Source organism: Radiobacillus sp. PE A8.2 (assembly GCF_045635475.1).
Taxonomy (GTDB): domain Bacteria; phylum Bacillota; class Bacilli; order Bacillales; family Amphibacillaceae; genus JBJGXI01.
In genome coordinates this window covers 1-24584 of sequence record NZ_JBJGXI010000025.1, presented here as the reverse complement: position 1 = coordinate 24584, position 24584 = coordinate 1, and the positions used below count along the sequence as shown (strand labels likewise).

At 35.1% G+C, this 24584-nt stretch carries 32 protein-coding genes and 2 pseudogenes; 13 read left to right on the top strand and 21 right to left on the bottom strand.

Annotated elements, in window-relative coordinates; translation table 11 throughout:
- Nucleotides 1-9: 9 nt before the first annotated feature.
- Nucleotides 10-1359 carry a DUF2252 domain-containing protein gene (locus ACI6MV_RS14085; protein ID WP_407270945.1) on the bottom strand — a complete coding sequence of 450 codons (1350 nt, stop codon included), beginning with the start codon at nt 1357-1359 and terminating at the stop codon, nt 10-12.
- Between the two features lie 148 nt (nt 1360-1507).
- Nucleotides 1508-1921: a DUF4395 domain-containing protein gene (locus ACI6MV_RS14080; protein ID WP_407270944.1), complete on the bottom strand. Its 414-nt coding sequence runs from the start codon at nt 1919-1921 to the stop codon at nt 1508-1510.
- Nucleotides 1922-2133: 212 nt separating this feature from the next.
- Here ACI6MV_RS14080 and ACI6MV_RS14075 point away from each other — a divergent pair, with 212 nt between their 5' ends.
- Together ACI6MV_RS14075 and ACI6MV_RS14070 are read left to right on the top strand one after the other, a co-directional pair.
- On the top strand, nt 2134-3150 hold the full coding sequence (locus tag ACI6MV_RS14075; RefSeq protein ID WP_407270943.1) for an LLM class flavin-dependent oxidoreductase: 1017 nt from the start codon (nt 2134-2136) through the stop codon (nt 3148-3150).
- A gap of 18 nt (nt 3151-3168) precedes the next feature.
- The gene (locus ACI6MV_RS14070) at nt 3169-3624 is read left to right on the top strand and encodes a GNAT family N-acetyltransferase (RefSeq protein WP_407270942.1); all 456 of its coding nucleotides are present in this window, start codon (nt 3169-3171) and stop codon (nt 3622-3624) included.
- A gap of 410 nt (nt 3625-4034) precedes the next feature.
- Here the strand turns inward: ACI6MV_RS14070 and rlmN are convergent, their stop codons facing one another.
- Nucleotides 4035-5102 carry a dual-specificity RNA methyltransferase RlmN gene (rlmN, locus tag ACI6MV_RS14065; protein ID WP_407270941.1) on the bottom strand — a complete coding sequence of 356 codons (1068 nt, stop codon included), beginning with the start codon at nt 5100-5102 and terminating at the stop codon, nt 4035-4037.
- A gap of 154 nt (nt 5103-5256) precedes the next feature.
- Complete coding sequence (locus tag ACI6MV_RS14060; protein WP_407270940.1) at nt 5257-5598, bottom strand: hypothetical protein; 342 nt, start codon at nt 5596-5598, stop codon at nt 5257-5259.
- 367 nt (nt 5599-5965) lie between these two features.
- On the opposite strand from ACI6MV_RS14060, the gene ACI6MV_RS14055 reads away from it, so the two are divergent.
- The gene (locus ACI6MV_RS14055) at nt 5966-6301 is read left to right on the top strand and encodes a hypothetical protein (protein ID WP_407270939.1); all 336 of its coding nucleotides are present in this window, start codon (nt 5966-5968) and stop codon (nt 6299-6301) included.
- Nucleotides 6302-6536: 235 nt separating this feature from the next.
- Here ACI6MV_RS14055 and ACI6MV_RS14050 read toward each other — a convergent pair whose 3' ends face one another.
- The 5 genes from ACI6MV_RS14050 to ACI6MV_RS14030 all read right to left on the bottom strand — a co-directional run bounded on the left by ACI6MV_RS14050 (nt 6537) and on the right by ACI6MV_RS14030 (nt 11094).
- Nucleotides 6537-7604, bottom strand: a complete 1068-nt coding sequence (locus tag ACI6MV_RS14050) for a C45 family autoproteolytic acyltransferase/hydrolase (RefSeq protein ID WP_407270938.1) — start codon at nt 7602-7604, stop codon at nt 6537-6539.
- Between the two features lie 92 nt (nt 7605-7696).
- A complete protein-coding gene (locus ACI6MV_RS14045) occupies nt 7697-8182 on the bottom strand; it encodes a GNAT family N-acetyltransferase (RefSeq protein ID WP_407270937.1) in 486 nt (161 codons plus the stop codon).
- A 79-nt stretch (nt 8183-8261) separates the two neighbouring features.
- Nucleotides 8262-9602 (bottom strand): DUF4179 domain-containing protein, encoded by a 1341-nt coding sequence (locus ACI6MV_RS14040; RefSeq protein WP_407270936.1) that lies wholly within the window; start codon nt 9600-9602, stop codon nt 8262-8264.
- Nucleotides 9586-10116, bottom strand: a complete 531-nt coding sequence (locus ACI6MV_RS14035; protein ID WP_407270935.1) for an RNA polymerase sigma factor — start codon at nt 10114-10116, stop codon at nt 9586-9588. The genes ACI6MV_RS14040 and ACI6MV_RS14035 overlap by 17 nt, the downstream gene beginning before the upstream one ends.
- A 207-nt stretch (nt 10117-10323) precedes the next feature.
- Nucleotides 10324-11094 carry a sulfite exporter TauE/SafE family protein gene (locus tag ACI6MV_RS14030; RefSeq protein WP_407270934.1) on the bottom strand — a complete coding sequence of 257 codons (771 nt, stop codon included), beginning with the start codon at nt 11092-11094 and terminating at the stop codon, nt 10324-10326.
- A 364-nt stretch (nt 11095-11458) separates the two neighbouring features.
- Between ACI6MV_RS14030 and ACI6MV_RS14025 the strand changes: the two genes are divergently transcribed.
- The 5 genes from ACI6MV_RS14025 (at nt 11459) to ACI6MV_RS14005 (ending at nt 14066) form a co-directional block, all read left to right on the top strand.
- A complete protein-coding gene (locus ACI6MV_RS14025; RefSeq protein WP_407270933.1) occupies nt 11459-12157 on the top strand; it encodes an MBL fold metallo-hydrolase in 699 nt (232 codons plus the stop codon).
- Nucleotides 12158-12177: 20 nt separating this feature from the next.
- Nucleotides 12178-12759: a TetR/AcrR family transcriptional regulator gene (locus ACI6MV_RS14020; protein WP_407270932.1), complete on the top strand. Its 582-nt coding sequence runs from the start codon at nt 12178-12180 to the stop codon at nt 12757-12759.
- 14 nt (nt 12760-12773) lie between these two features.
- Entirely contained in the window at nt 12774-12983 is a 210-nt protein-coding gene (locus ACI6MV_RS14015; protein WP_407270931.1) for a YrdB family protein, read from the top strand.
- Between the two features lie 229 nt (nt 12984-13212).
- Nucleotides 13213-13752, top strand: a complete 540-nt coding sequence (locus ACI6MV_RS14010) for a histidine phosphatase family protein (RefSeq protein ID WP_407270930.1) — start codon at nt 13213-13215, stop codon at nt 13750-13752.
- A gap of 80 nt (nt 13753-13832) precedes the next feature.
- Nucleotides 13833-14066 carry a hypothetical protein gene (locus ACI6MV_RS14005; RefSeq protein WP_407270929.1) on the top strand — a complete coding sequence of 78 codons (234 nt, stop codon included), beginning with the start codon at nt 13833-13835 and terminating at the stop codon, nt 14064-14066.
- 59 nt (nt 14067-14125) lie between these two features.
- On the opposite strand, the gene ACI6MV_RS14000 is transcribed toward ACI6MV_RS14005, so the two are convergent.
- The 4 genes and pseudogenes from ACI6MV_RS14000 to ACI6MV_RS13985 all read right to left on the bottom strand — a co-directional run bounded on the left by ACI6MV_RS14000 (nt 14126) and on the right by ACI6MV_RS13985 (nt 15714).
- Complete coding sequence (locus tag ACI6MV_RS14000) at nt 14126-14407, bottom strand: PTS sugar transporter subunit IIA (RefSeq protein WP_407270991.1); 282 nt, start codon at nt 14405-14407, stop codon at nt 14126-14128.
- Nucleotides 14408-14459: 52 nt separating this feature from the next.
- Nucleotides 14460-14585 (bottom strand): annotated as a pseudogene (locus tag ACI6MV_RS13995) (PTS transporter subunit EIIB); the annotation flags it as partial.
- Between the two features lie 204 nt (nt 14586-14789).
- The gene (locus ACI6MV_RS13990) at nt 14790-15116 is read right to left on the bottom strand and encodes a PH domain-containing protein (RefSeq protein WP_407270928.1); all 327 of its coding nucleotides are present in this window, start codon (nt 15114-15116) and stop codon (nt 14790-14792) included.
- Between the two features lie 274 nt (nt 15117-15390).
- Entirely contained in the window at nt 15391-15714 is a 324-nt protein-coding gene (locus ACI6MV_RS13985; RefSeq protein ID WP_407270927.1) for a hypothetical protein, read from the bottom strand.
- 141 nt (nt 15715-15855) lie between these two features.
- On the opposite strand from ACI6MV_RS13985, the gene ACI6MV_RS13980 reads away from it, so the two are divergent.
- Nucleotides 15856-16647, top strand: a complete 792-nt coding sequence (locus tag ACI6MV_RS13980) for an HAD family hydrolase (protein ID WP_407270926.1) — start codon at nt 15856-15858, stop codon at nt 16645-16647.
- 272 nt (nt 16648-16919) lie between these two features.
- On the opposite strand, the gene ACI6MV_RS13975 is transcribed toward ACI6MV_RS13980, so the two are convergent.
- Nucleotides 16920-17627, bottom strand: a complete 708-nt coding sequence (locus tag ACI6MV_RS13975) for an EAL domain-containing protein (RefSeq protein WP_407270925.1) — start codon at nt 17625-17627, stop codon at nt 16920-16922.
- A gap of 235 nt (nt 17628-17862) precedes the next feature.
- Here ACI6MV_RS13975 and ACI6MV_RS13970 point away from each other — a divergent pair, with 235 nt between their 5' ends.
- A complete protein-coding gene (locus tag ACI6MV_RS13970) occupies nt 17863-18015 on the top strand; it encodes a YjcZ family sporulation protein (RefSeq protein WP_407270924.1) in 153 nt (50 codons plus the stop codon).
- A gap of 59 nt (nt 18016-18074) precedes the next feature.
- On the opposite strand, the gene ACI6MV_RS13965 is transcribed toward ACI6MV_RS13970, so the two are convergent.
- Nucleotides 18075-18986, bottom strand: a complete 912-nt coding sequence (locus tag ACI6MV_RS13965) for an AEC family transporter (RefSeq protein WP_407270923.1) — start codon at nt 18984-18986, stop codon at nt 18075-18077.
- Between the two features lie 179 nt (nt 18987-19165).
- Here ACI6MV_RS13965 and ACI6MV_RS13960 point away from each other — a divergent pair.
- From ACI6MV_RS13960 to ACI6MV_RS13950, 3 genes and pseudogenes are all read left to right on the top strand, one after another.
- Nucleotides 19166-19678: pseudogene (locus tag ACI6MV_RS13960) on the top strand (peptidoglycan recognition protein family protein); the annotation flags it as partial.
- Nucleotides 19655-20209 (top strand): peptidoglycan-binding domain-containing protein, encoded by a 555-nt coding sequence (locus ACI6MV_RS13955; protein WP_407270990.1) that lies wholly within the window; start codon nt 19655-19657, stop codon nt 20207-20209. The pseudogene ACI6MV_RS13960 and the gene ACI6MV_RS13955, both read left to right, overlap by 24 nt.
- Before the next feature lie 193 nt (nt 20210-20402).
- A complete protein-coding gene (locus ACI6MV_RS13950; protein ID WP_407270922.1) occupies nt 20403-20699 on the top strand; it encodes a hypothetical protein in 297 nt (98 codons plus the stop codon).
- Between the two features lie 294 nt (nt 20700-20993).
- Here the strand turns inward: ACI6MV_RS13950 and ACI6MV_RS13945 are convergent, their stop codons facing one another.
- The 6 genes from ACI6MV_RS13945 to ACI6MV_RS13920 form a co-directional block, all read right to left on the bottom strand.
- Nucleotides 20994-21911 (bottom strand): aldo/keto reductase, encoded by a 918-nt coding sequence (locus ACI6MV_RS13945; RefSeq protein WP_407270921.1) that lies wholly within the window; start codon nt 21909-21911, stop codon nt 20994-20996.
- A gap of 211 nt (nt 21912-22122) precedes the next feature.
- Entirely contained in the window at nt 22123-22506 is a 384-nt protein-coding gene (locus ACI6MV_RS13940; protein ID WP_407270920.1) for an IDEAL domain-containing protein, read from the bottom strand.
- Between the two features lie 41 nt (nt 22507-22547).
- Entirely contained in the window at nt 22548-23039 is a 492-nt protein-coding gene (locus ACI6MV_RS13935; RefSeq protein ID WP_407270919.1) for a Crp/Fnr family transcriptional regulator, read from the bottom strand.
- A gap of 483 nt (nt 23040-23522) precedes the next feature.
- Nucleotides 23523-23771 (bottom strand): TIGR03943 family putative permease subunit, encoded by a 249-nt coding sequence (locus tag ACI6MV_RS13930; RefSeq protein WP_407270989.1) that lies wholly within the window; start codon nt 23769-23771, stop codon nt 23523-23525.
- A 38-nt stretch (nt 23772-23809) separates the two neighbouring features.
- On the bottom strand, nt 23810-24103 hold the full coding sequence (locus ACI6MV_RS13925) for a hypothetical protein (RefSeq protein WP_407270994.1): 294 nt from the start codon (nt 24101-24103) through the stop codon (nt 23810-23812).
- A complete protein-coding gene (locus ACI6MV_RS13920; protein ID WP_407270988.1) occupies nt 24003-24290 on the bottom strand; it encodes a permease in 288 nt (95 codons plus the stop codon). The genes ACI6MV_RS13925 and ACI6MV_RS13920 overlap by 101 nt, the downstream gene beginning before the upstream one ends.
- Between the last annotated feature and the right edge of the window lie 294 nt (nt 24291-24584).

Genomic DNA, 24584 nt, shown 5'->3' with positions numbered 1-24584 from the left:
TGCTAATTATTAATTCTTTTTATAAAAATAATCCTCCAACCATTCTAGAAAAAGCTGATAATCTTTTTCCACTCGGATCATATAGAATTTAGACCACGTTGTCATTTCCTTAATAAAGCCTTCTGAATCGCCACCTATTGCCTGAAGAATTTCATGCTCACTATGATAAGTAAGCAGTCCATGATCAATATCAGCATCAGCACGCGCATGTATTTTCGCAGTTACTTTCCCCATTGCTTTTGCCGTTTGCTTCATATCTTTCTCATCAACGAAATACTTTTCATTCACATCTTTCTCATATGGAGATCGTTCTCTAACATAATAGTGACGGTTTTGCATTGTAAAGAAACCTAAATATGGATCCGCCATGTGGTGCATTGCTTCTTGCGTTTTGATTACGCGCTTTCCATGATGATTGTTCTCTTCCCAAAACACTTCATTATATTCAAAAAAATACGCGGGCACTGGAGCTCGTGCTTCTTTCACTTCTAATATAATGTCATCGTGGTGTTCATTATCATGTTGTCCCTCAATTAACACATAAAACCGTTTTAAACCTATCGAACCGATTCCAGCACCCGTTTTCTTAACAATATCTTTAATTTGATAATGGTCTTTTCCTTTAAAACATGGTTCAGGAATACATTCTATATAGTTGTCCCAGATTTTCATTAATTCTTTGTATTCGTTATTAGAAACGTCATGTAGCTTTAAATTGTCTCGGTTAAAAACTCGATTACCTTCTTCGTTAATCATCGTTTGTTTATCCAACTCATGCGTTACTTTTCTTTCCTCTAGCTTTTTCAAAGCTTTCTTAATTGGACCTTTTGTATTTTCAACCGTGAATATAGTCTTAACTGGATTTTCCTTACCTTCTACAAACTTTTTCAATTGCTTATAGTATGCTTTCAGGTAGGTTTCTACGAAAAAATCCTGCTGAGATGCTAAATAATCTTTATTGGAAGCAAACAAACGGATACTAACGACCATTCTTAAAACATCGTATAAGTACGACCCTAAATAGCCTTCATCAAAATCATCCACATCAAAAACAATAACTTCATTTTCATTCTGAAAACCGCTGAAATTAGCCATGTGGAGATCACCCAGTAACCATGTTGGTTTATCTTCTGGTGTATGATGTGTAAAAGGAATATTCGTTACATCGTAATAAAATAAATATGCACTACCTCGATAAAAGCTGTAGGAATCCTGCTTCATCTTATCGTATTTAGCTCTACGGTCTTTTTTACTTAAATCCCTAACACTTGTATCAAATTGTTCTAAAATTGTGTGTAGCGTTTGTTTACGTAGATAATTCTTTGTTTCAGAAATTCGTTCCTTAGAATTTTGAACCAACTTTCTCCCCCTCCCCTTTTGAAGCATGCCTTTACAACTATTATACACGATGAAATTTTATGTAGGTCAATTTCAATTGACTTTATGCAGAAAAAAACCGAGTGAACCGTAGAACGGATCGACACTCGGTTTTCATCTTAATTTATAATTATGACTGTAATTTTGTACGCTTATTCTTCCACATTAAATAACGAAAGCGGATCGTACAACCAATACAAAAACCCATTAATGCAACTCCTGCCGCTATTACTACCATTATGCTAAAAACATATCCTACTATATTTAAACCAAAATAGAAGAAAACAATGGAAAATCCTAAACATATCGTTGCAATCCACTGATTAAACAGTTGTTGATCTTTGTCCTCTGGCGTGTATTGATTCAATGGTTTAGTTAGAAATCGTTTACTAAATTGTATGATTGGGTTGTTTTTTGTAAGCAGTGTGTAGACACCTATTGTAAATGGAATGATTAATATAGCTTTAAAGAATACAAGAGCTAAAATAACGGATATAACAAGAAATGCTTGATTTATTTGGACAAGTGGTTTTGGAATACTCACTTTTCACCCTCCTCTACTCAATACCAATTATACAGATTATTTTACTCGGAATAAAGCCTTTTATTTTTTTCAATTTCATAATACTGATTTTATGGCTTATCTGAGGAAAAGGTTGAATACGAGAATTATGCAACTAACTAATTCACAAGCATTTTTGTGGACGATAATTTCTAATCGGCGTATCATTTCATATCAAGAAGGAGTGTTCACATATGAAAAATATTCAATCAAAATCATTCAACGGTGTACCGTTATCTATCCTCGATCTTGCACCAATTAATGAGGGAGAAGGTACAACTCAATCGTTTAAAAATAGTGTACAGTTAGCGCAGACAGTAGAAGATTTAGGATTTCATCGTTACTGGTTAGCAGAACATCATAATATGCCTGGTATAGCAAGCTCAGCCACATCGGTGATCATTGGCCATATTGCAGGGGCAACAAAGCGGATTCGTGTCGGTGCAGGTGGTATTATGCTCCCTAACCATGCTCCTTTAGTAATTGCTGAGCAATTTGGTACATTGGAATCTTTATATCCAAATAGAATAGACCTCGGTCTTGGCCGTGCCCCTGGTAGTGACCAAGCAACCGCTTATGCACTGCGTAGGACTTTGCATAGTAGCCCGGAGGATTTTCCAAATCAATTAGATGAATTACAAAGCTACTTTAACCCTGAACCAACTGCACGTGTAAAGGCTTATCCTGGTACAGGTCTAGATATTCCAATATGGTTGCTTGGTTCTAGTGATTTTAGTGCGAGACTAGCTGCTGAAAAAGGCCTGCCATTTGCTTTTGCCAGTCATTTTTCACCTGATTATACAACAATGGCTTTGAAAAAATATCGTGATAATTTTAAACCTTCTGAAGTACTAAGTGAACCTTACGCGATGGTTGGCGTAAATATAATTGCTGCTGACACTGATGAGAGAGCAAAATGGTTAGCAACCTCCATGCAACAACAATTCTTAAGCATCATAAGAGGTAAACCAGGTATGCTGCAGCCACCAATTGATAACGTTGAAGAAGTCTGGTCACCTCATGAGTTAGCAGCTTCTGAAGAAAGATCGCAATCTCGCTCAACGATGGTTGGAGCACCAGATAAGGTAAAACAGAAGCTAGCAAGCTTTCTAGCTGAAACTCAAGCGAACGAGGTGATTATTAATTCACAAATTTTCTCACAAAAGGACCGGTTACATTCATATGAAATTGTTGCAAATATGATGGATTAAAATTGAGGGGATCATCATTTGATTAAAGAAATAGATATCACTAACCCTGAACTTGCACAACAAGTGTTACGTGTGCAAGTTCCTTCCTATATGGTAGAGGCAAAAATTATTAACTTTTACGACATACCACCATTACATGACACGGTAGAAAGCTTACAAAAATGTGAAGAGACTTTTTACGGGTATTATATTGACAGCGTATTATGCGGTGCGATTTCTTTTAAAAATGAGAACAGGATATTAGATATCCATCGATTAATTGTTGAGCCAACTCACTTTCGTAAAGGAATTGCTAGTAAACTATTAGAACATTTGGAGCAATCGGTGAAAGATTTCGATATCATTACCGTATCAACCGGTGCGCTTAACCATCCAGCGATTCAGTTTTATGAAACGCATGGTTTTACACAGATTGACGTTAGAACAATTACGAAAGGCTTGTCGTTAGCTTTCTTTGAGCAGCGAATAAGATAGGTGTAACTATTCGCTTTTCGGTGATTTATTCAGAGTAGAAGTATAATGCGTAGTAACTTGGAGAGTGCTTGACCCGCTCCGGAAATGCCCTTCGCTGTTAACTGGATTGCTCCTTAAGTCGGGTGATTGGAGCTCCAGGCAGTCGTCTCCAGCGGGAACAGCACGAGCTGAAGATCCACTAGAGAAGCGTTCTTTGGGACTGCGATTACTCGTCCCACCGAAAACATTTGCTTCTGAGTTTGCTGAAGCCGTGCCCGTTTAAAGAAAAACACTTTAAACTAGCGGAAAGCGACTGCCTGGAGCGGAAATCACGAGCACTACGTTACGACGCATATTAGCTAAACTTCAATCTTTATCTAAAAAAATCCAACTACTTGGCTCGAAGTCAAGTAGTTGGATTTTTTGTTACATTATACAGCCTTATTCTTTTTAATTTGTTTACTTCTTAATTGACCACAAGCTGCATCAATATCTGATCCCTGCTCGACACGCACACCACAATTAATCCCATTGTTTAATAACGTTTCATAGAATCCGACAATTGCATCTTTTGTACTACGTTCGTATTGGTTATGCTCTGCAACCGGGTTATAAGGAATTAAATTCACATAAGATAAATGACGTTTATCTTTTAACAACCTAGCAAGTTGCAGTGCCTCTTCCTTATGATCGTTAACATCATGCAATAAAATGTACTCAAACGTGATTCTTCGGTTCGTTTTTTCCAAGTAGTAATCAATTGCTGGCATTAATTTTTCTAACGGAAAAGCTTTGTTTATTTTCATTATCCGCGTACGTAATTCATTGTTCGGCGCATGAAGTGATACTGCAAGATTAATTTGTAAATCTTCGTCAGCGAACTTATATATCTTCTGCGCTAATCCACTCGTCGAAACTGTAATATGTCTCGCTCCAATTGATAAACCATTTTGGTCATTTACAACACGGAAAAAGTCCATCATGTTATCGTAGTTATCGAATGGCTCACCAATTCCCATTACTACAATATGACTAACGCGCTCTTCTTTTCCTTTGGTATCAAGATGTTGCTGCACGTTCATAATTTGCTCGACAATCTCACCTGCAGACAAATCACGATTTTTCGTTAATAAACCACTCGCACAAAATGTGCAGCCAATATTACAGCCTACTTGTGTCGTAACACAAACAGAATAGCCATAATTAAACTTCATTAAAACCGTTTCTATTAAATTACCATCAGTTAATTTAAATAAAAACTTAATCGTACCGTCTTTGGACTCTTGCTTAACTTCTTCAGTTAACGTATTAATAACAAAATTATTCTCTAGTAATTGAATACAATCGTTATTTACGTTATTCATTTGTTCAAAAGCTGTTACACGTTTTTTATATAGCCAATCCCAAACTTGTTGGGCGCGAAATTTTTTCTGTCCTTGATCAATCAGCCAGGCTGTTAATTGTTCAAATGTTAACCCATAGATAGATTTTTTTGTCATGTCCAATCCTCTTTTCCATCTAAAAAAATTCATTCAAACTCTATACTACTGTAAAGTATGCCTAACAATCAACAAGTTTATAATGGAAATCTTCATTTGATAGCAAATAACCTCTATGCTATCCTAATTATTTGTGAATTATAGGGTTTATAATCTATTGGTGTAAGGCCTTTTCAGACTCAATAATTTCATAATCCGTAGTTTCTATTTTCTCTAGTTTTTTCTTCTGGTAAATGAACCATGCCGTCATTACCGCTTCTGACAAAACGAATAAGCCAATGCCCCAAATTAGTCCATCGAAAAACATTGTCTCTTTAATATTCCAAGAGTACAAAAACCAACCGAATACAATAAATGCAACGAGTTGCAAATTGATTATAGAAGCAATAAACACATTAGTATAATAGGTATCGGTTCGCTCCATCATATAAATAGCAGATTTATAGCTTATGAATGATGCAATGATGACGAATAGGGAATAAATAGTGTAATCCATCGTCTGCCTCCTCATCTTTTAAATTCATTATGACGATTAAAGTTATAATTTATACATATTCGCTTGGTTTCTATATTAGTAGTGTTTATTCATAGAACTCTTTTATCGCTCTTTTAAGTCCCAAGTTGGTAGAAGGGGTTTACTCTTTAAAGGTATGGTAAAAACCAGTGTTATGAATCCAGTTATGAACATGTTGTTACGAATGCAGTGAATCTTATCTATATATAGTTCATTCCCCTTTAAAATAGATATAAGCCTTTTCTAGTTCATTTTTACAATAGTAAATTGACAATTTTAGCAATCCAACATAAAATATAATTATTCATATTTATTTACTCGGAATTAAATTTCAGAGAGGAGTGTGTGGATGGTTAAGCACATGCCTAATTTATTCGTTGTCGTTTGCTTGATTTTATCTTGGACAATTGGGTTGCTATTTATCAATCAATATTATAATCCTGTCGTCATCATTCCAACTTTCAATGATTATTTGTGGTTTGATCGTTTCGAAGGAGTCTTAGGCTTAACATTGATCGTAACGGTTATAACGATGCTATTATTCTTTCTTCAGTTTAAATTTTCTTTCTTAACTTCAACAAAGCTAAAAAAAATTGTTACGTATTCTAGCCATTATGTTTTGTGGATCGCTGTATTAGCTATTCAGCTTAAGGTAATTGCTTTTAATCTAGGAATCTGTCATTAGGAAAAGTAGAGAACGCCGCTTAGAAAAGTAGCGACTGGAGCAAATCGACTAATCATGTTCCTGCATAAGGGGTATGTCAACGTTGGACGACAAGTCCGATTTTAGTCGACTTTCCATCACACTTGAATCAATAATTATTTATCGTAAGGCAATTCATGAAGTCGGCTAGTTTTTGGTACTCGTAGCTGGACATCTTGATAGCTTTTAAAAAAAGTAGTGCTACGATTATGTAGCACTACTTTTTTTGAAACCAGCTCGCGTTTTCATCCATGTGCGCAAAGGCAATATCTGTATCGACTTCACCGTGAACGAACTCATTTTTTACATTTTCACCTTTTAGCCATGCTCCAAAGTCAATTTCACGTGGCACTTGGTTACCACCTAGAGCCATCCACGATTTGAGTTGTTTCGGAAAATAAGCTGCTGTATGGATTGTACCCGCCCAATTCTTATACTCTTTTGAAAAAATACCTTTATCTGAATCATTAAACAATCGGAATGCTTCTTCTGCCTGCTCTATAAATGGTTGCTGGTCACGAATCACATCTAACCTTCGTTGTGAGTCTAACAAATAATTTCGATTCTCGTGTTTCATCATTTCGAAATGATTGGTACACATCGTGGACTGTCGCACCTCTACCCCTCTCGGTGTTGCTTCAACTACGAAGGTTTCCCCGCTTTTATCATAAACAATGTAGCTAAAGGAATGTCGATGTGGAATCTCTCTCAGTAAATCAACTGCTTCAGAAACATTACTACAAGTTTCTAATACCATTCTGCCAATCATTCCGCAAATGAACCCATCCCCAGGTTTTTTTCGATGCATAAAATTATACCCAAGTACCAATCCTTTTTCATTAATGCCATCCGACCTACCAGTAATCCGTTGACTCGGTCCTGCAATAGCATACCCTCGGTCAGTTGGCTGGAAAAGAACATAACGTCCTTCATACGTTTTCGGATGATAATCGTAGTTTCTGATAAAATAATCTTTTCCTGTTACGATGGAGCACCACGAACGGACATAGTCAAGGCGATATCCACCAAATTCCTTTAAAACGCGATTCATCGGCCACTTGAGTGCATCCTGCATGCCTAACAGTTCTTCCCAGATCTCAGGAACAAATGCAGTAATCGCTTGTTTTGCTGCTTTTTCATCAATTATGAATCGTGGCTTTCTTACTCTCCATTGCTTCTCTCTATTCTTTACAATTAACGAATCCTTTAACTCTTCTCCTTGCATATAACCAAAATCATAATGAGATCCACGAAATTGAACAATCTTGCTGTAAATTTTTTTCATATGTAAATACCTCTTTTTTCATATTTGTACCTCATTTTATCTGAATGTGTTTGGAAAAAGAAAGGAAAATGACTTATATACATTCGCTTACTCTAGTCGATAGTTTTCACCATTCGAACCGTCTTCAATGTATGACCATCAAAAAAATCATCATATTCTGATTCTGCTATAAAGCCTTTCGCATAGTAGAAGTTTAAGCCCAATTGATTGTCTTTTTCAACTTCCACATGAATCTGTTTCACTTCAGGATTATTATAAATGCCTTTTTCAAGTAGGGCAGATCCAATACCCTTACCTTGAAATTCTGGAAGTAAATAGATCGCACCTAATTCTGCTACTCCATCAGCCTTTACTGGAGAAAAATTAGCAAACCCTACTATAGATCCGTCTGTTTCAGCAACGTATAGAAAGGATTGCTGCAGACGTTTTTCCATCATTTTTACTGAATAAGCATTTTCCAAGAAGTTAGTTTGTATCTCTAATGGGATAATTCCATCATATGTATGATTCCAGCTTGTTTTTGCTACATGTTGTACATAACTTATATCTTCTGAATTCATTTGTCTTATTGTATACATCGATTTAGCCTCCCCCATTGATTTTTTCTATTTTAACATAAAAGTGGTGCTTCTCCCCTTTGGAAAAGCACCACCGAAATCATTTAACTCGTACCCTAATATCCCCTTCTATATAAGCTGGGTATTGGAATAATTCTATCGTAATTGGATTGCTGTATTGCCTATCCTCGATAAAATAGCCAAAATCATTCGTGCTAGAATAATTTGTGACACTCCCAAACTCCTGTCCAGTTGCGTCAGTGAAACCGGCCATCTCAAATCGAAGAATTTCATCACCATCTTCTTCTTTATCAAAAGTGAAATACAAACCCAATACATCCTCCAACTGAAACATGTTATCATCAGTCGAAACATCTCTAAGCTCGAGGCGATCATCAGGTGCTTGAAGCAACTGTTTCTTTTCTAAATCGACAACTACTTGCGCCTTATCTTTATCAACCGCCATGACTTTATCTAATACAATGTACAACTCTTCGTAATCTTGAAAATAGTTACTCGTCATACTAACAATTCGTTTATTCCCGTCAAGTGATGAAGAATCCTCCGTTGCTACTGTTTCACCTGCTTCATTTACTAAGCGGAGCCCGGGCAACTGCATAATCTTTTTTGAGTTATTCTCATCGTACTCTAAATACAAGACTTGACGAGTTGGAAATGATTCCAACTTATTAAAATGGATAACTTGACCATCTATAGATGCTGACTGATTAATATCGTACGTTTTACTCATTTGAATCTTCTGTAAATCTACTGGGAATGAGATGTCGTACGTTCCTTCAATCTCATACGCTTCTGTTTCATCTTTTTCATTGTAATATACTAACTGTAACTGAAGTGTCATGTTCTCTGTAAATTCTTGATCTTGGATCCAGCTAAAATCTATCGTACTAGAATTATTTCCTTTATACAAATCAACTCTAGACAAAGTAACACCATATTCATCAATCACTTCACCTTGATCATCGAGTACTTTCGCACCGCGAATTCCAACAATATCATAATCCGCTTCTGTTTCTATGCTATAGAAAAAGACAAGCCTTCTTTTATCGATAATTAAGTGGTCAATGTTAAAAGTAACTTCTTCGTTTGTATCACTTTTATCAACTACTTGCACGTAATTATTTTTTGCGACGTCTTGCAAGCCTTTATCATACTCAACTAAATCTACAACCTTTTCTAAACCAGGTATGTTGCTGGCCACGTTGCTAAAACCAGGTATAAAGTTTACAGAAAGGACAAAAAACAATAATAGTGCAACACCAGATAGGCCTGTATGTTTTACAAACTCCCATCGTTTTTTTACATGTCGGGCCCTCGCCACCCCTTTAAAAATTTGTTGATCTATTCCACTAGGCAATGGCTGTTTATTTATGTGTTTTAGTTCCTTTTCCATCTCTTGTTCGTCACGATTGGTAGTCATTAGGTGCCAATCCCCCTTTCTTCGCATATGCTCTTAATTCTTGTAAAGCTCGATTTAAATACGTCTTTACTGTTCCAATAGGAATAGACAGACTGTCGGCAATTTCAGTTAAGGTTAAATCTTGTTGATATTTCAATAATATAACCGTTTGATACTTTGGTTTTAGTGTTTGTATCGCACCATCGACAAACAGAGACGTGGACGGGTCGACCATGACTGAAACATCTTCCAATGTACTATTATCAGGATGTACCCTTTTTCCTTTACGAATTTCGTCCAGACAGTAATTGATCGTTATCCGTGTTAACCATGCTTTTAGTGCTTGTGCTTTTTTCACCTTGTGGACATTTTTATAGGCACGAAATGTTACTTCTTGTACTGCTTCTAATGCGGCATCACTGTTTTTCAAGTACGTAAGAGCTGTATAATATATGATAGATTTATAATCTTTCATCATTTCAATAAATGCTTCTTCTTCCCGCTTACGTACTTTTTTAAATGTTATGTCGTCCATGAGGCACCTCCTTGTTGTTTTTCTATATATTAAGACAAAGTTATAAGGCTAACGGTTTCAATATTTTAAAGAAATTTTAAAATTAAATAATCTCCGCGTAATATTTAGTAGATTCGGTAGCTTACCTCTTCCCTGATAAATCCACAAGAAAAACCTCTCCACTTAAGAAGAGGTAGGCATATAAATTATTATTTCCCGGGTTATGCATTATACAAATAACAAACGCAGAGCTCCAATAGCCGCAAAAATTAGCACAAGTGCTTGAAATACATTTTGAGGAATCAACTTCAATACTTTAATCCCAATAAATGCCCCTATTATAATAGTAGGAACCAACCACAGATTAAACGTGACTGACTCAAACGTAATTAACCCTAAATGAATATAAAAAGGTACTTTTATTACATTCACAAATAAGAAAAACCATGCTCCAGTTCCGACAAATTCTCGTTTTGGCAAACCTTTAACGAGTAGATATATAGCCATTACGCCACCCGCAGCATTTCCTACCATCGTGGTGAACCCCGCTAAAACACCCATCAGAATTGTAAACCATCTTGATGAAGGAAGCATTTCGTTAAATTTATCGCCTAATTTTTCTCGAATCACATGAAGCACAATTAATGCTAAAACTAGACCACCAATCAACGGTTTTAACTGCTCGCTATTCACCTGATCTAACACAAAATAACCAGCCAGAATACCAATTAACACCCATGGTACTAGTGAAAAAAGAAACTTCCAAACAACATCCCTGCGGTAATAAATAACGGCAAAAATATCCCCAACAATTAACATGGGAAGTAGGATGCCAACGGATTCTTTAGCTGGGAATACATACATTAAAACGGTTACTACAAGAATACCAAGACTAGCAACTCCTGTTTTAGCAAATCCAATGAAGATTGCACAAAAAACAACCATGACCCACTGTAACAAAGATAACTCAAACAAACCGATCACCTCTAAATTTAGCATTATAGCAAACTACTGATCAATAACATAACTCCATTGCAACGGTATGTTCATGGTGTATTTTAACCCAAACGTATAACCATTGTGAATGACGATCAATCAAATGATGAACTTGATTGGATACTTTATGTATAACTGACATTTTTCTATTGTATCACGTTTCTTAAAACTTTTTTCCACTTCTAATATGAATGATTTACGTTTTTGCTAAGTGCGCATGTAATTGTTACGTCGCATGCTACATATTTTAGGACTGATCAAAGCAATTGTAAAAGTTATAAAAACCTATTGTAAAACTAATACCATTAGTTATAATAAAACTAACACTATTAGTTTTGCAACTTTTAATTTTGAGGAGGATATTTTTATGAAACAACAAACAGTCCATCAAGTAAGCTTTTTTCCGCGTTTCTTCCCTGTAAATTGTTATTTAATAGAAGAAGAAGCTGGCTTAACACTGATTGATGCAGCCATGCCATTTAGCACGAAAAAAATTTTACAAGTTGCTGCAGCAATTGGAAAACCCATTACACGTATCGTGTTAACACATGCACATGGTGATCATGTAGGTGCATTAGACGAATTAAAAGCGCTCCATCCAGATGCTCCTGTTTATATTTCTGATCGTGATGCCAGACTATTAGCGGGAGATCGTTCGCTTGACGCCGCTGAAAATGATTTTCCCATCCGTGGTGGCGTGCCTAAGCATGTTAAAACAAAGCCCGATTTGTTAATAAAGGATGGCGATCAAATCGGTTCATTACTTGCAATCGCTACTCCAGGTCACACGCCAGGATCGATGTCGTTTCTAGATACACGTAATGAAGCACTTATCGTCGGTGATGCAATGCAAACCAAAGGTGGAATTGCCGTTTCTGGTCAAATGAAACTAACATTTCCCTTTCCTGCACTTGCTACGTGGAACAAATACGAAGCAGTTAAAAGTGTTCGTCGATTATTGGAGTTTAAGCCATCACAACTTGCGGTTGGTCATGGAAAAATGATAGATAGCCCGATTAAATCGATGGAAACAGCTATCGAAAAAGCAGAAACAAAGCTAGCATAATTGAGGAAAGGATTGTTTAAATGTCACCTAGAATTGGACTTACAGCAGATATGATCGTACAAGTGGCTATTGATATTGCAAATAAAGAGGGCACTCACGCCGTTACAATTGCATCCGTAGCAAAGCAATTAAACGTGCGTCCGCCTTCTTTATATAACCATATTAGTGGTTTAACAGAATTGCATAGAAGTATGACGCTGAAAGGATTAATACAGCTTCATGACACATTAGTAAATGCTACCAAAGACCATCAAAGGGAAGCAGCTATCACTGCTTTGACAAAAGGATATATGAGTTTCGCACGTAAGCATAAGGGTTTATATGAAGCTACTTTGGACGCACCTAAGGAAAAAGATCTTGAAATAACACAAGCGAGTGAAAAAATAGTCGCATTAGTGTTACAAACGCTTGCGTATTTAGAATTAAACGAGGAAAATGCCCTTCACGCTGTACGAGGATTGCGAAGTATATTGCACGGCTTTGCATCATTAGAACAACATGGAGGCTTCGGCATTCCGTTGGACATAGATGAAAGTATAAATTATACGATACAGACATTATTACGTGGTTTAAAAATTAATAATTGTGAGGAAGATGAGTGATAGTTAACTTGACAATGACAATACGTTTTTTATTGGAAATTGCCGTATTAATTGCAGTCGGTTATTGTGGTTTCCAATCCGGCACTTTGTTTATAAAAGTGATACTTGGTCTCGGTAGTCCAGTTCTAATTATGATTATATGGGGATTATTCGGATCACCTAAAGCAACATACTTATGGCATGGATGGTATCATTTTGTTTTAGAACTGTTTATTTTAGTTTAGGTCCGCTCGCACTGCTATCAACTGGCCATATATTTTTAGCAGTTAGCTTTTGGATTATCTTCTTTATTAATCGATTCATGTTAGTTGTGTTTCCCCATATGTAACATTGGTAATATCCTTATTTCTTTTGTTTTTTGAAAAATATCTAGTTACTAGTCGTGATATTTGCTAGAATATTAGAAAGCTCTAATATTCTAGCTTTCTATATGGTCTAGGAAGGATGAACAAGGTGAAGGTTGGTTTAGTTCGACATTTCCCTGTAAAACGAGGATATCCAAATAATTATTTGACGTCAAATGAACTGATGGAATGGGCAGATGAGTACGATCTATCGGAAGTAATCGAAACAGATATTGTATTAGGTGATAATCAATGGGTGCGCTGTTTTGCCAGCGATCTACCAAGAGCAAGCACAACAGCCAGAAAAGTTTTTAATGGTGAAATCACATATCTAAAAGAATTAAGAGAGATTTCGATTTCTCCATTTTTCCGTGGAAATATTAAGCTTCCAATCTTTATTCATTTTATCTTTATTAGAGTTTCTTGGTGGTTTAATCATAAATCACAAAACGAATCAAAAAAAGATGTCGATAAACGGATTGAGACCACTTTAGATCAAATACTAACCTCAAAACAGAATGTACTCATTGTTAGCCATGGGGGACTAATGATTAATTTACGTCGGCAATTAATTAAAAGAGGATTTAACGGACCAAGATTTACAACACCTAAAAATGCTAAACTATATGTATATGAAAAACAACGCTAATGGTGCAAAACGTAAATCGCTCCTCATTAAAGGGGATCATTAAAGAATTAGTGCTAACCGAACGATAGAAGGTGACTTACATGGAAGAAAAACAAGAAAGAAGTTTTTCAGGGCTCCATACCTTAGTTGCGTTAACGCTTCTTTTTATGGCAGCCATTACAGATACTATAAATCAACTCTTTTTTGCTGCTTTATTTTTTATTTATTTAGCTTTTTTCCATTTTATTAAGAAAAAAGGGAGTTGGAAGCTTATAACCTTTTATTTTATTCTCGGTATAATTATTGGGTTAATTTCCCATTCCTATAACATCTAAATCTGTTACAAAGCAAAAAGTCTAGTTGAAACTACACTTTTTGCTTTGTGGTTGTCTAATTATTCAGCTACTTTGACAATCATTACTTCTGTTTCTCCAGCAACTGTATTAGAATCAGCGTCTTTTGAAAAAATTGAAATAGCATCACCTTTCGTAATAATCACTGGTATGATCACACTTGCAGCCTTGTTTTTAACAGTATCAAGTTCAAAACTGACCAATTTCTCGCCACGTTTTACTTTATCACCTTGTTTCACATGAGCAGTAAAGCCTTCCACATTCATCGAAACCGTTTCAATTCCAATATGAATGAGTATCTCAGCTCCTGTTTCTCCTTTTATACCTATAGCGCAATAAAGCTAATTGTGCATATTAATCGGCATACATTTATACATCTGCTTGTTTTAAAACATTTAACACAAAACGCATTCGTGTTGCACAATGTGTTACTACAGAAATATTATCGGACCCACCAACATACTCCAGTAACTGCTTTGCCGACTCAGAATATTTACCCATTTTATTATCCCCTCCTAAAATGCGTAAATATGTTACCAAACATGTATATACATGCATACGTCAATACAAATTAATATTTTTTTATTAGCAAGTCTTCCTTAGCGTTTAAAATGATTAGTGTTCACATTAAAACAACAAAAAGAAAGCGTATCTTCCCTTATGCAAAGAAAGACACGCTGTTATTTGTGCAAGTATTTAATCACTCTAGTTAACTGATTTAAATCCATCAATTGTTTCTTTAATTTTTTCTGCAATTTGATTTGGAACCTTTGAAATCGACATAGATTCTGACGCTGTATTAATGTTTATCTGTGAAATAGTAGCATCACTCGATAGTTCACAGTTAGTTATAGCTGTATGTTCAAAGATCTTATCTACTGCTGTATCCTTCGTATTCATTTTGAAATAAAAGACCCTTCTATCAGTGACAAACATTAACTCAGTTGGTTTATCTTCTGGTGCTGCAACATCTAATAGATTCTCTCCATTAGCCAATTTATTTTGTTTAAATGTTTTAATATAGCGTTTCATTATACTTTTCCGTAAAAAACCAGTCAGTTTTATCATTTCTTCAATTGTATTCATCTGACTATTCCCTCATTCCCGTTTCTCTTCATTCTCTTTTCAGCACTGTTATAATCCATATATAGATTATAACAGTTGAAAGAATAGGAATGCATACTTTTAATACTCATTTTCTAGATAAATAAGAACAAAAAAAGTATAAGCAAACAGCCAGATGCCATTACTTATACCTCATCCCTGCTACAAAAGTTTAGAGGAGAGCACTACACCCTCCCTTTTTCTAGCTATCTTTCGCAATATATCCTTCACTTTTTTTTACGATATTCAACGCTTCTTGAAAATCCTTTTCTTCTATCTCAAATGATAGTAGGTGTCTTCGTTGATCAGTTTGTGTGGGCTCACCAAATTCCCCTAAGCCAGCAACAAGACCACCTCCACCTGATGATCCACTATTATTAATTGGGAAAATTGGAACAAGAAATCTTTCATCACCTTCAGGAATTTCTTCCACACTTACGTTACTTACATTGAAACGATTTAATTCTGCATGAACTGTTTCTGCATCATCTTCATTTTTAAAGTATGCTTCCAATTTTTTAGTCATGTAAATCCTCCTCTTTTGCTCTTTATATTGATACTTTTCCCCGTTTGAATTCTATTAAACAAATATTTATGATTTAGAGCTATAATTTATGGTAAACTGTACGAAGAAATCAAGATAATGGTGTATTAAAAGGAGAAAGAAATGACTAATTATAAGGCATTATTTTTGGATATCGACGGTACCGTATTAAGACCCGATGATGTAATTGAGGATTCTACAAAATCTGCTGTTAAACAAGTCCAACAAGCAGGGATTGAAGTGGTTTTAGCAACAGGAAGACCTTTACATGAGGTTAAAGAAATAGCAGAACAATTAAATGTAAAATCTTTTATCGGATACAATGGCGCTTATGGAATTTATGACGAAAAGATAATAGTTAATGAAACGATGAATCCTAGCACAATAGAACGCTTCGTTGAAATTGCAAAAGAAAATGGCCATGAAATGGTCTTATATACAAATGCAAAAAATGTATTTACTAATATTAACGCACCAAATACAGAACTGTTTATTAAAAAGTTCCATTTGCGCTACAATGAGTCGTTTACACCAGCAATTATTGATAAGATATTAGGGGTAACTTTAATTAATTTGAGTGAACATGATCCCGCACTTTATAATAGCGAAGACGATAACTTTTACTTTTCCCAGGTAAATGTTGATGGACTTCGAAATTGTTATGACGCTATACAAACAAATGTAAATAAGGGCTTTGCTGTGAAAATAATGTTAGATTTACTAGAAATCGATCCGAATCAAGCCATTGCATTTGGTGACGGAATGAACGACAAAGAAATGCTTCAATCCGTTGGAGAAGGATTCGCTATGGGTAACGCTAGCCCCAACTTATTTGCTTATGCCAAACATAAAACTACTGACGTTACGAATTCTGGAATATATAATGGTTTGAAGTCTATTGGTTTAGTGAAATAAGAAAAATGCGGGGCGCCCGTTTATCAACGGACTGGAAACAATAAACTCACTTATTTCAGCGGTGTATATTATTGTGGATTTCCTTAGTGCGATCACTCGTCCCACTGAAGACATTTTCATGACTCTTGCCCGGCACTCGTGTCGGGAAGTGAGGGAAATCTCGCTAGTTGCTGGTGCTGGAGCTAGACATCATCGAATTTTCTATACTTTTCTTATCTTTTGAAAATGGAACACATCACAGGAATGTGTTCCATTTTTTCATGGCGAGTTTATTAATCATCTAATAATTCTGGTCGACCTGTTGCAAATCCTTGACCTAAATGAATACCGATCGATTTTGCTGTCGCCAATGACACAGGGGTTTCTATTCCTTCCAAAATTAGCGAAATATTAAACTGGCTACAATAGCTTTGCACTAATTCAACAATTCTTTGTTTTTCTGGGGAACCTTCAATTCCACTTGCAAAATACTTATCTAATTTAATAAAATCAGGCTTTAATTCAATAATATTTTGCAATTCTAAATGCCCCATACCAAGATCATCCATTGCAATTAAGATACCAATAGCTCTTAGTGTCTCAAGCGCTTCCTTAAAAGTACTATAGTTGTCGATTTTTTCTGCCTCATTAATTTCTAGAACAATTTTGTGATGAATCGACGGATCGGATAATATTTTTTCAATAAATGGCAAAAAGTCTGGATTTTGTATGGTTGATGGATACACATTTATAAATAATAAAAACCTTTTACAATTATAGCTTGTTCGTTGATGAGACCGAATAGCTTGCTCAATCGAATATGTATCTAATTCAAATAATTTATTTTCTTCCTTTGCAACGTCAAAAGCATCCTCGGGATATGCAAACATCTTTGAACGTAATAGAACCTCATTGCCGATTCTTTTCCACGATTTAAAGTCAATGATCGGTTGATAATAGTGATAAAATGCCTGCTGTCTAATTAATTCCTCAATCGACATGATACATCCCTCCTTTTGGTGTTACAAAAAAACTAATGTCCGCAAACAATATACAACTATTATAGAATAATACATCTTAACAAATTAATAAAGTGTATTTTCCAACTTCTTGAAATTTAGTTTTTCTAATGATAAATTTCACGCCTAAATTGAACGTCATATAGACATATGCCCTTTCCAATTCAACCATTTTCTACATAGACTAATCTATAAAGAGAAAAAGGTGGTGAATTATATGGGCTTTGGTTACGGAGGCTATGGCGGTGCTGGCTATGGCGGTGGATATGGTGCAAACTGTGGTACTGGTAACGGTGCTGGCGGCGGTTTTGCGCTTATCGTCGTTTTATTCATCTTGTTAATTATCGTAGGCGCATCTTTCTATAACTAATATTGACTAAAATACTGGAGGATGCAAAATGCGCATCCTCCACTTTTTAGGCTTCATTTTTAAAGTAAAAGGTTTGCCGTAATCCATACGAGTATAAAACTAATAATCATCGTTAAATTTGAAATCGTCCCGACAAATTTTGTATCATAACCAAATTCCACTGAATAAGCGATCGATGCTGTCGATGTCGGTAAAATAAAGCTAACTAATAATGTGTAACGGAACATATCATCCACCGGTAAGAGCCAAAACAAACTAAGACCAATCACAAGTCCAAAAAAATAACGAATACTTAGAAATTTAGTTATTAATTGTATGTTTCTTTTATCAAATCTAAAATTTAAATAGATACCTAGTAATAGGAGACATAATGGCATATTCGCTTGTGAAATAATTCCCGACACTTCTAATACAGTTGATGGCAGCTTCCAGCCAATAATAGCAATAAGACATGCTATAAGATAAGTTACTAGGGGTATGGACCTAGTAATTTTTTTTGCAATTTGCCTCCAATCTGGTTGAACATCCCCTTGAGAAAAATAAGCGGCTATTATATAGCATAATCCGAAGTTAATCATGGCATTCCCAGCATCATACATACCAAAGTATTTTAGCCCTTCAAGTCCCCATATCCCCTCAATCAGCGGAAATGCGAATAATCCTATATTAAATCCAGGGATCATCATCAGCAGCATCCCTTTTACATGCGCCTGTTCTGCTTTGAAAACGAATAGCCCGATAGATGTAACTAACAAACCATATAAAATTGCGATTAAAGGCAGTAATATTAAAGAAAGATCAATTTTCATATCGCTGAAACTAAAAATAATTAAGCAAGGAAGTGTTACATTCAACACAATTCTTGTTAAACCCTCACCTTCACGCTCTCGAATAATATCAAATCGTTTTAGAAGGTAACCTAAAAGAATAATAGATATTGAATAAATAAATTGCTGATTAAAACTGTCCATCTAAAACGTCCCCTTGTGATTTATTCATCTGATAGAAAACTTTATCATAACATAGAACACCTTACAATTTTATTAGCTGGGTATTAGATTATCGAGACTGTAATTCACTCACACAAATGAATAAATCGTAATATATAAGTATATATGGAAAATTTTCTATACAAAAATGAGGTGAAGTAATGAAGTATAATATCGTTAGAGATTATATTAACTTCGGAAATTCCCGATCTGGAGAATCAATACAAGACGTGCAATTCATCGTCAGTCACGATACAGGAAACCCCGGCTCTTCCGCATACGCAAATAGAAATTACTTTGAAAATTCCGATCCATTAGCATCAGCCCATACATTTATTGATGATAACTATATTTTAGAAATGATTCCTCTAAACGAAAAGGCATGGCATGTTCGTTACAATGTTTCGACGGATAATCGCATGTTCGGAGAAGATGCAAACGATGCTGCCATTGGTGTTGAACTTTGTTTTGGTCCTGGTATTAATTTTGAAGAATCTTATAGTCGATATGTTTGGTATCATGCTTACCTTGTAAATGAATATCAATTAGATCCGAGTCAAGATATTGTTGCACATAGTACACTAGATCCTGGCCGTAGAACCGATCCACAAAACGCATTAAACACACATGGTATCTCATGGGACGATTTTATCCAGGACGTTGAGCGATCATATAGACGGTATTTCCAAAATGATAATACTATTGAAGAACCTGTTGTAGGTGGTTCCTCAGTTGATCTACCTTTAGATATAGGTGATGAAGGACAATTTGTTAAAGAAGTGCAACAAGATTTAATTAGAACTGGATTCTCATTACCAATTTATGGTGCAGACGGCATTTATGGTAGTGAAACACAGCGATCTGTTATGCGATTTCAGAGACAACACGGTTTAACAGTTGATGGGCTCGTCGGACCAAAAACTTTAGATAAATTAAAAGAAATATTAAATACAAGCAAGCCCATTAATGATTTTCCATTACCAGAAGGTATATTAAGTAATGGGGATGAAGGGCAAGAAGTTAAACAGGTCCAGCGAGCTCTTAAAAGATTAAACTATGATCCTGAACACATTGATGGAATATACGGTCCATTAACAGAAGACGCTGTACGTAGATTTCAATCCATGTATGCTGCGTTGGCAAATGACGGTATTTATGGTCCAAATACAAGAAGATATATGTTAATGGAGTTAGACGAAATATAAATAAAATTAATTCATTTAAGCTGGGTGTCCTTTATTAGGGCGCCCTTTTACAGACTCACTAGTATGACAATTAGTTAGCCTCTTTTTTCTTTTACTACTCACTCGCCTTTCCGAATCCAGAGCTTATGGAATATCTATACTGTAGGAGGATTCTGTACAAGCAAATGATATGTGTAAAGAAGGAGTGATTATTATGAAAGATATAATTACTCGCGTGGAAGGTATGGAAGAAAAAATAAAGGATATCGATAATAAGGTGCAAAATCTTGATGAAAAAATCAAGAAAAAAACAGAAGCAAATGATGTGACGGTTACCTTTGAGCGACTAATGAAAGAAGAAAAGTTAGTAACTGCATCTGATCTCGAGAATTTAAAAGAAAAAATGGAAGCTGATGCAAACGAACGTCACCTCAATTTGATTAAATGGATTGTTGGTACTGGAATAAGTTCAATTATGGCGATAACCGGTATGATTCGACTTTTCATCTAAAATCAGAAATTAAATGTACTGAACACTGTCAAACCTTGGACAGAGTCCTTCTTACAACCCAAATTATAGAAGACAGTCCTGACCTTCAATCGCAGGTGCAGGACTGTCTCCATTCACATTCAGAACTTATAACCCGATACTTTATCACTCATCATTCTTTTTCCATGCAGGTGATGTACTCTTAAAGAATAAGAAAAAATCGATACCTAGTAACGATCAAATCAACTCATTAAATAAAGTGCAGTAAGTTGTTTAAATTGGTTATGTTATGGTTAGACGATGGTCAAGTTTTTATTATGGTAAATCATTACCTGCTGCTCGATATAATTCATACCATTCTTGTCTAGTTAACTGAATATCCGATGCTTTTGAAATGTCTGTTAAACGCTGTGTATTCATCGTACCAACAACTGGTTGAATTTTTGCTGGATGACGTAGAATCCATGCCGTTGCGATTGCAGAATCGGTTACATCATACTTCTCAGCGAGCTCTTGCAACTTTGCATTTACTTCCGGGAAATCTTCATTTCCTACAAATACACCTTTAAACATTCCATGTTGGAATGGTGACCATGCTTGGATTGTCATATCATTTAAACGACTGTAATCCAGTACACTACCATCCCGCACAATCGCAGCATCATGCTGCATATTCACGTTAAATCCGGCATCAATCATCGGTGTAAACATAATACTCAATTGCAGTTGATTAATCATCAAGTCTTGCTTAACATACTTTTTCAGTAATTCTATTTGCAAAGGATTTTGATTACTAACACCGAAATGACGCACTTTTCCGCTTTCATACAATTCATTAAATGCTTCAGCTACTTCTTCAGGTTCCATTAGTGTGTCAGGTCGATGAAGTAGTAAAATATCTATGTAATCTGTTTGTAGTCGCTTCAAGCTACCTTCTACTGAATTAATTATATGATTTTTAGAGAAATCAAAAAAACCATCTCGGATACCACATTTGGTCTGCAGAATCATTTTTTCTCTGACAGATGAATTCATATTAATTGCATTAGCAAAAACTTCCTCCGATGATCCACCACCATAAATATCCGCGTGATCAAATAAATTCACACCAGCTTCAATGGCATTGTTAATTACAGCTGCAGCATCTTTTTCAGAAAGACTACTCATTCGCATACACCCAAGCGAGATTTCACCAACTTGTAAATCACTGGTACCTAATTTCATTTTTCTCATCCTGTCACTCCTTGTCTCATAATAATATTATTGTATCACCTTGGAAGTTTTATGTCTTGAAAGTGTACTCAAAGATATAGATATGGCCATTATGGTAATCCTTGTACCATCTAGTTAGAGCATTGATTCAACAGGTAATCATAAATTTTGAGGAATAAAAAAACAAGGACTCTAGAAACTATAGTGTTTCCTAAGCCCTTGTCTTACCCTTTTATTTACTGTTATTCTTTTGTTCCTCGTAATTGTTTGAAAAGAAAGATGATCCTTTTACTTTAAATTGCTTATCATTGTTTCTATGTTTAAGTTCTTTCGTTAACCTCATAAACCATTCGCGATCATTTGTTTCCAATGCCAAGTCAATTAAACTTTTTAGTTGTTCTGCTGTCCATGAAAATGAACTTTCAAGCTTTTCGATTTTACTTTTATCTAAATGTACGATATTACCAATCACACGTTCATTATCACAAGCAACAACTTTTAGCTCAGCTTTTAAGCTTGTTGGGTCAATATGTTTCAAATAACCATGGATCAATTCTCCCTTTTTGGTTTTTCCTTTGACCCAATCTCCAATACTAAAATTATCGTCCATTTTCATTATGACACCACCTTATTTGTTAATTGTTTGTTCGAACTCTATTATGAACAATAACATTTGTCATTCCTTTTCATTTTATTCCCTAAGAATGGTATGTTTGAACGCGTTTTTATAAACTGTTTGATTTGATTTGAAAATTTCTTATCTTCTCTCAAATCAATGGAAGTGTTGGACATACTATTAATAATATTAAATGCCAGCTTAGCATCATTGGTAATTAATTGTCTAAAATTCACATCCTCAATCCGAATGTACTGGACTGCAGTTAATGCCTCTGCATACATATATTTCGAATAAAAAATCGAGCGGTCTCCAAAAAACTGACCCGATTTTATTATCTTGGTTTTACCATTTTCCTCATTAACAAGTCTTATACAGCCCTTTTTCAATAAAAAAACGGAATTTGCTTGTTTGTCAGCACTATATATAATTTCTTGTGGAGATCGTTGTTCAGTTATTCCATAGTTTTCAAGAATACTAGAATCTTGATTACGGCTGTCATGATACATATCTAACGTTAGCTCTTTCACCATAACTCCCTCCTTAACTTGCAATCATTCTAATTACATTTAAGAGATTTAAAATTACCACAAACTATAAGCATCTTTGGTAATCTATAATACATTTTCAACAAACATAAAGTCAATTAATGGGCTTAAGGATTAATCTTGCTTTGAATTAGCCATTCTGCCTTTGTTCCGTTCATAAACAAACAACATAATTACAAATACATCAAGAAAAAGATAAGAACAATTTTAGTTTCCATGAATTGTATCATAAACTGGATAATATCTTGCCCAGGTGAAAAACCTTAAGACTCTTCTCCCCGCAACGTAAATATCTTTGGTGTTCTACCAATTTCTGTACCTGTTGAACTTATTAATATTGTCGTATCATACTCTATTCTATCTGATTTTATTATTCTTCAGCTTAAAGTAGCCCGGACAATAAAGAAAAACAACAAACTCCCTTTCAAATGAAGTTTAGGGAGTTTGTTTATTAGGTCTATCAGAGATTTATAGCACTTTAATCGAAGTATTTTCTGGAACAGTTCCTGCCTTTTCAATCTCAGATAAAAACCCAACAATACTTGCTTCAGCAACGCAATGGGTAATTAAATATCGTCCAATAACTAACTGATTTTCGGCAAATGCATCTTCTTTATATACAAATTCATTAAATGAGATTTCTTTACCTTTGTATTGCTTAATATCTCTACTGATTTCATCATAGTATACTGCATACATCTTTTCGTTCATTTCAATCGATGATGATTCATCAAGTTATCGATAAGAGTATCATACTACAACAGCGTCATCTTATTAGAATCTATATTTGGATCCGCTACATTAAGGTCTGTTGGATAATCTGGTTCTTGCTCAGGATCAACTAAATTTTCATTATTCTCCTCAATATCTGGTAGTTCTTTAGGAGTTAATTCTGAATCTCCCTTCTCCTCCCGTTCTTCTTCAGCTTGGTCATTATTTTGCGCATTATTAGTTAATGCGAGCATTGTTCCTTTTTTTGCTGCTATAGAAGCATCTAACGTTAACACAGATAAAGAAAAACCTGTAAAAGTGGACAATAATGGGCTCAAGAGATACAAATATTAAAATGAAGTTAGATTTAAACACACTAAGCATCATCATCGTACTCTTAAGATCAATCATAGGACCATAAATCAGAAATCCTAGGAAAGCATTAGTTGGAAATAAATTAATAAAGGATGAAGCAATAAAGGCATCCTCTTCTGAGCAAAGAGAAAGTATTATTGCCAGTCCCATCATAATAAAGGTAGATGAGGCTACACCACATTGTTACCGCCAAATACTTATTATTAGGAATCCATTTTTTGATGTAATCTTCTGTTATAAAAGTTTTGAATCACACCAGCTATTATTACAAATAGCAGTGCCTTTATTAAAATACTCAAGAAAATTGTATTCATCATGTAAATAGAGGACGACAAAGAGATAATATCCTGTAAGCTACTACCAACGGAAATAAAATAAATAACGATACCGAATATAATGAATCAAGCAAAATCTATTAGTCATGATACTCCTCCACAGTAAAAT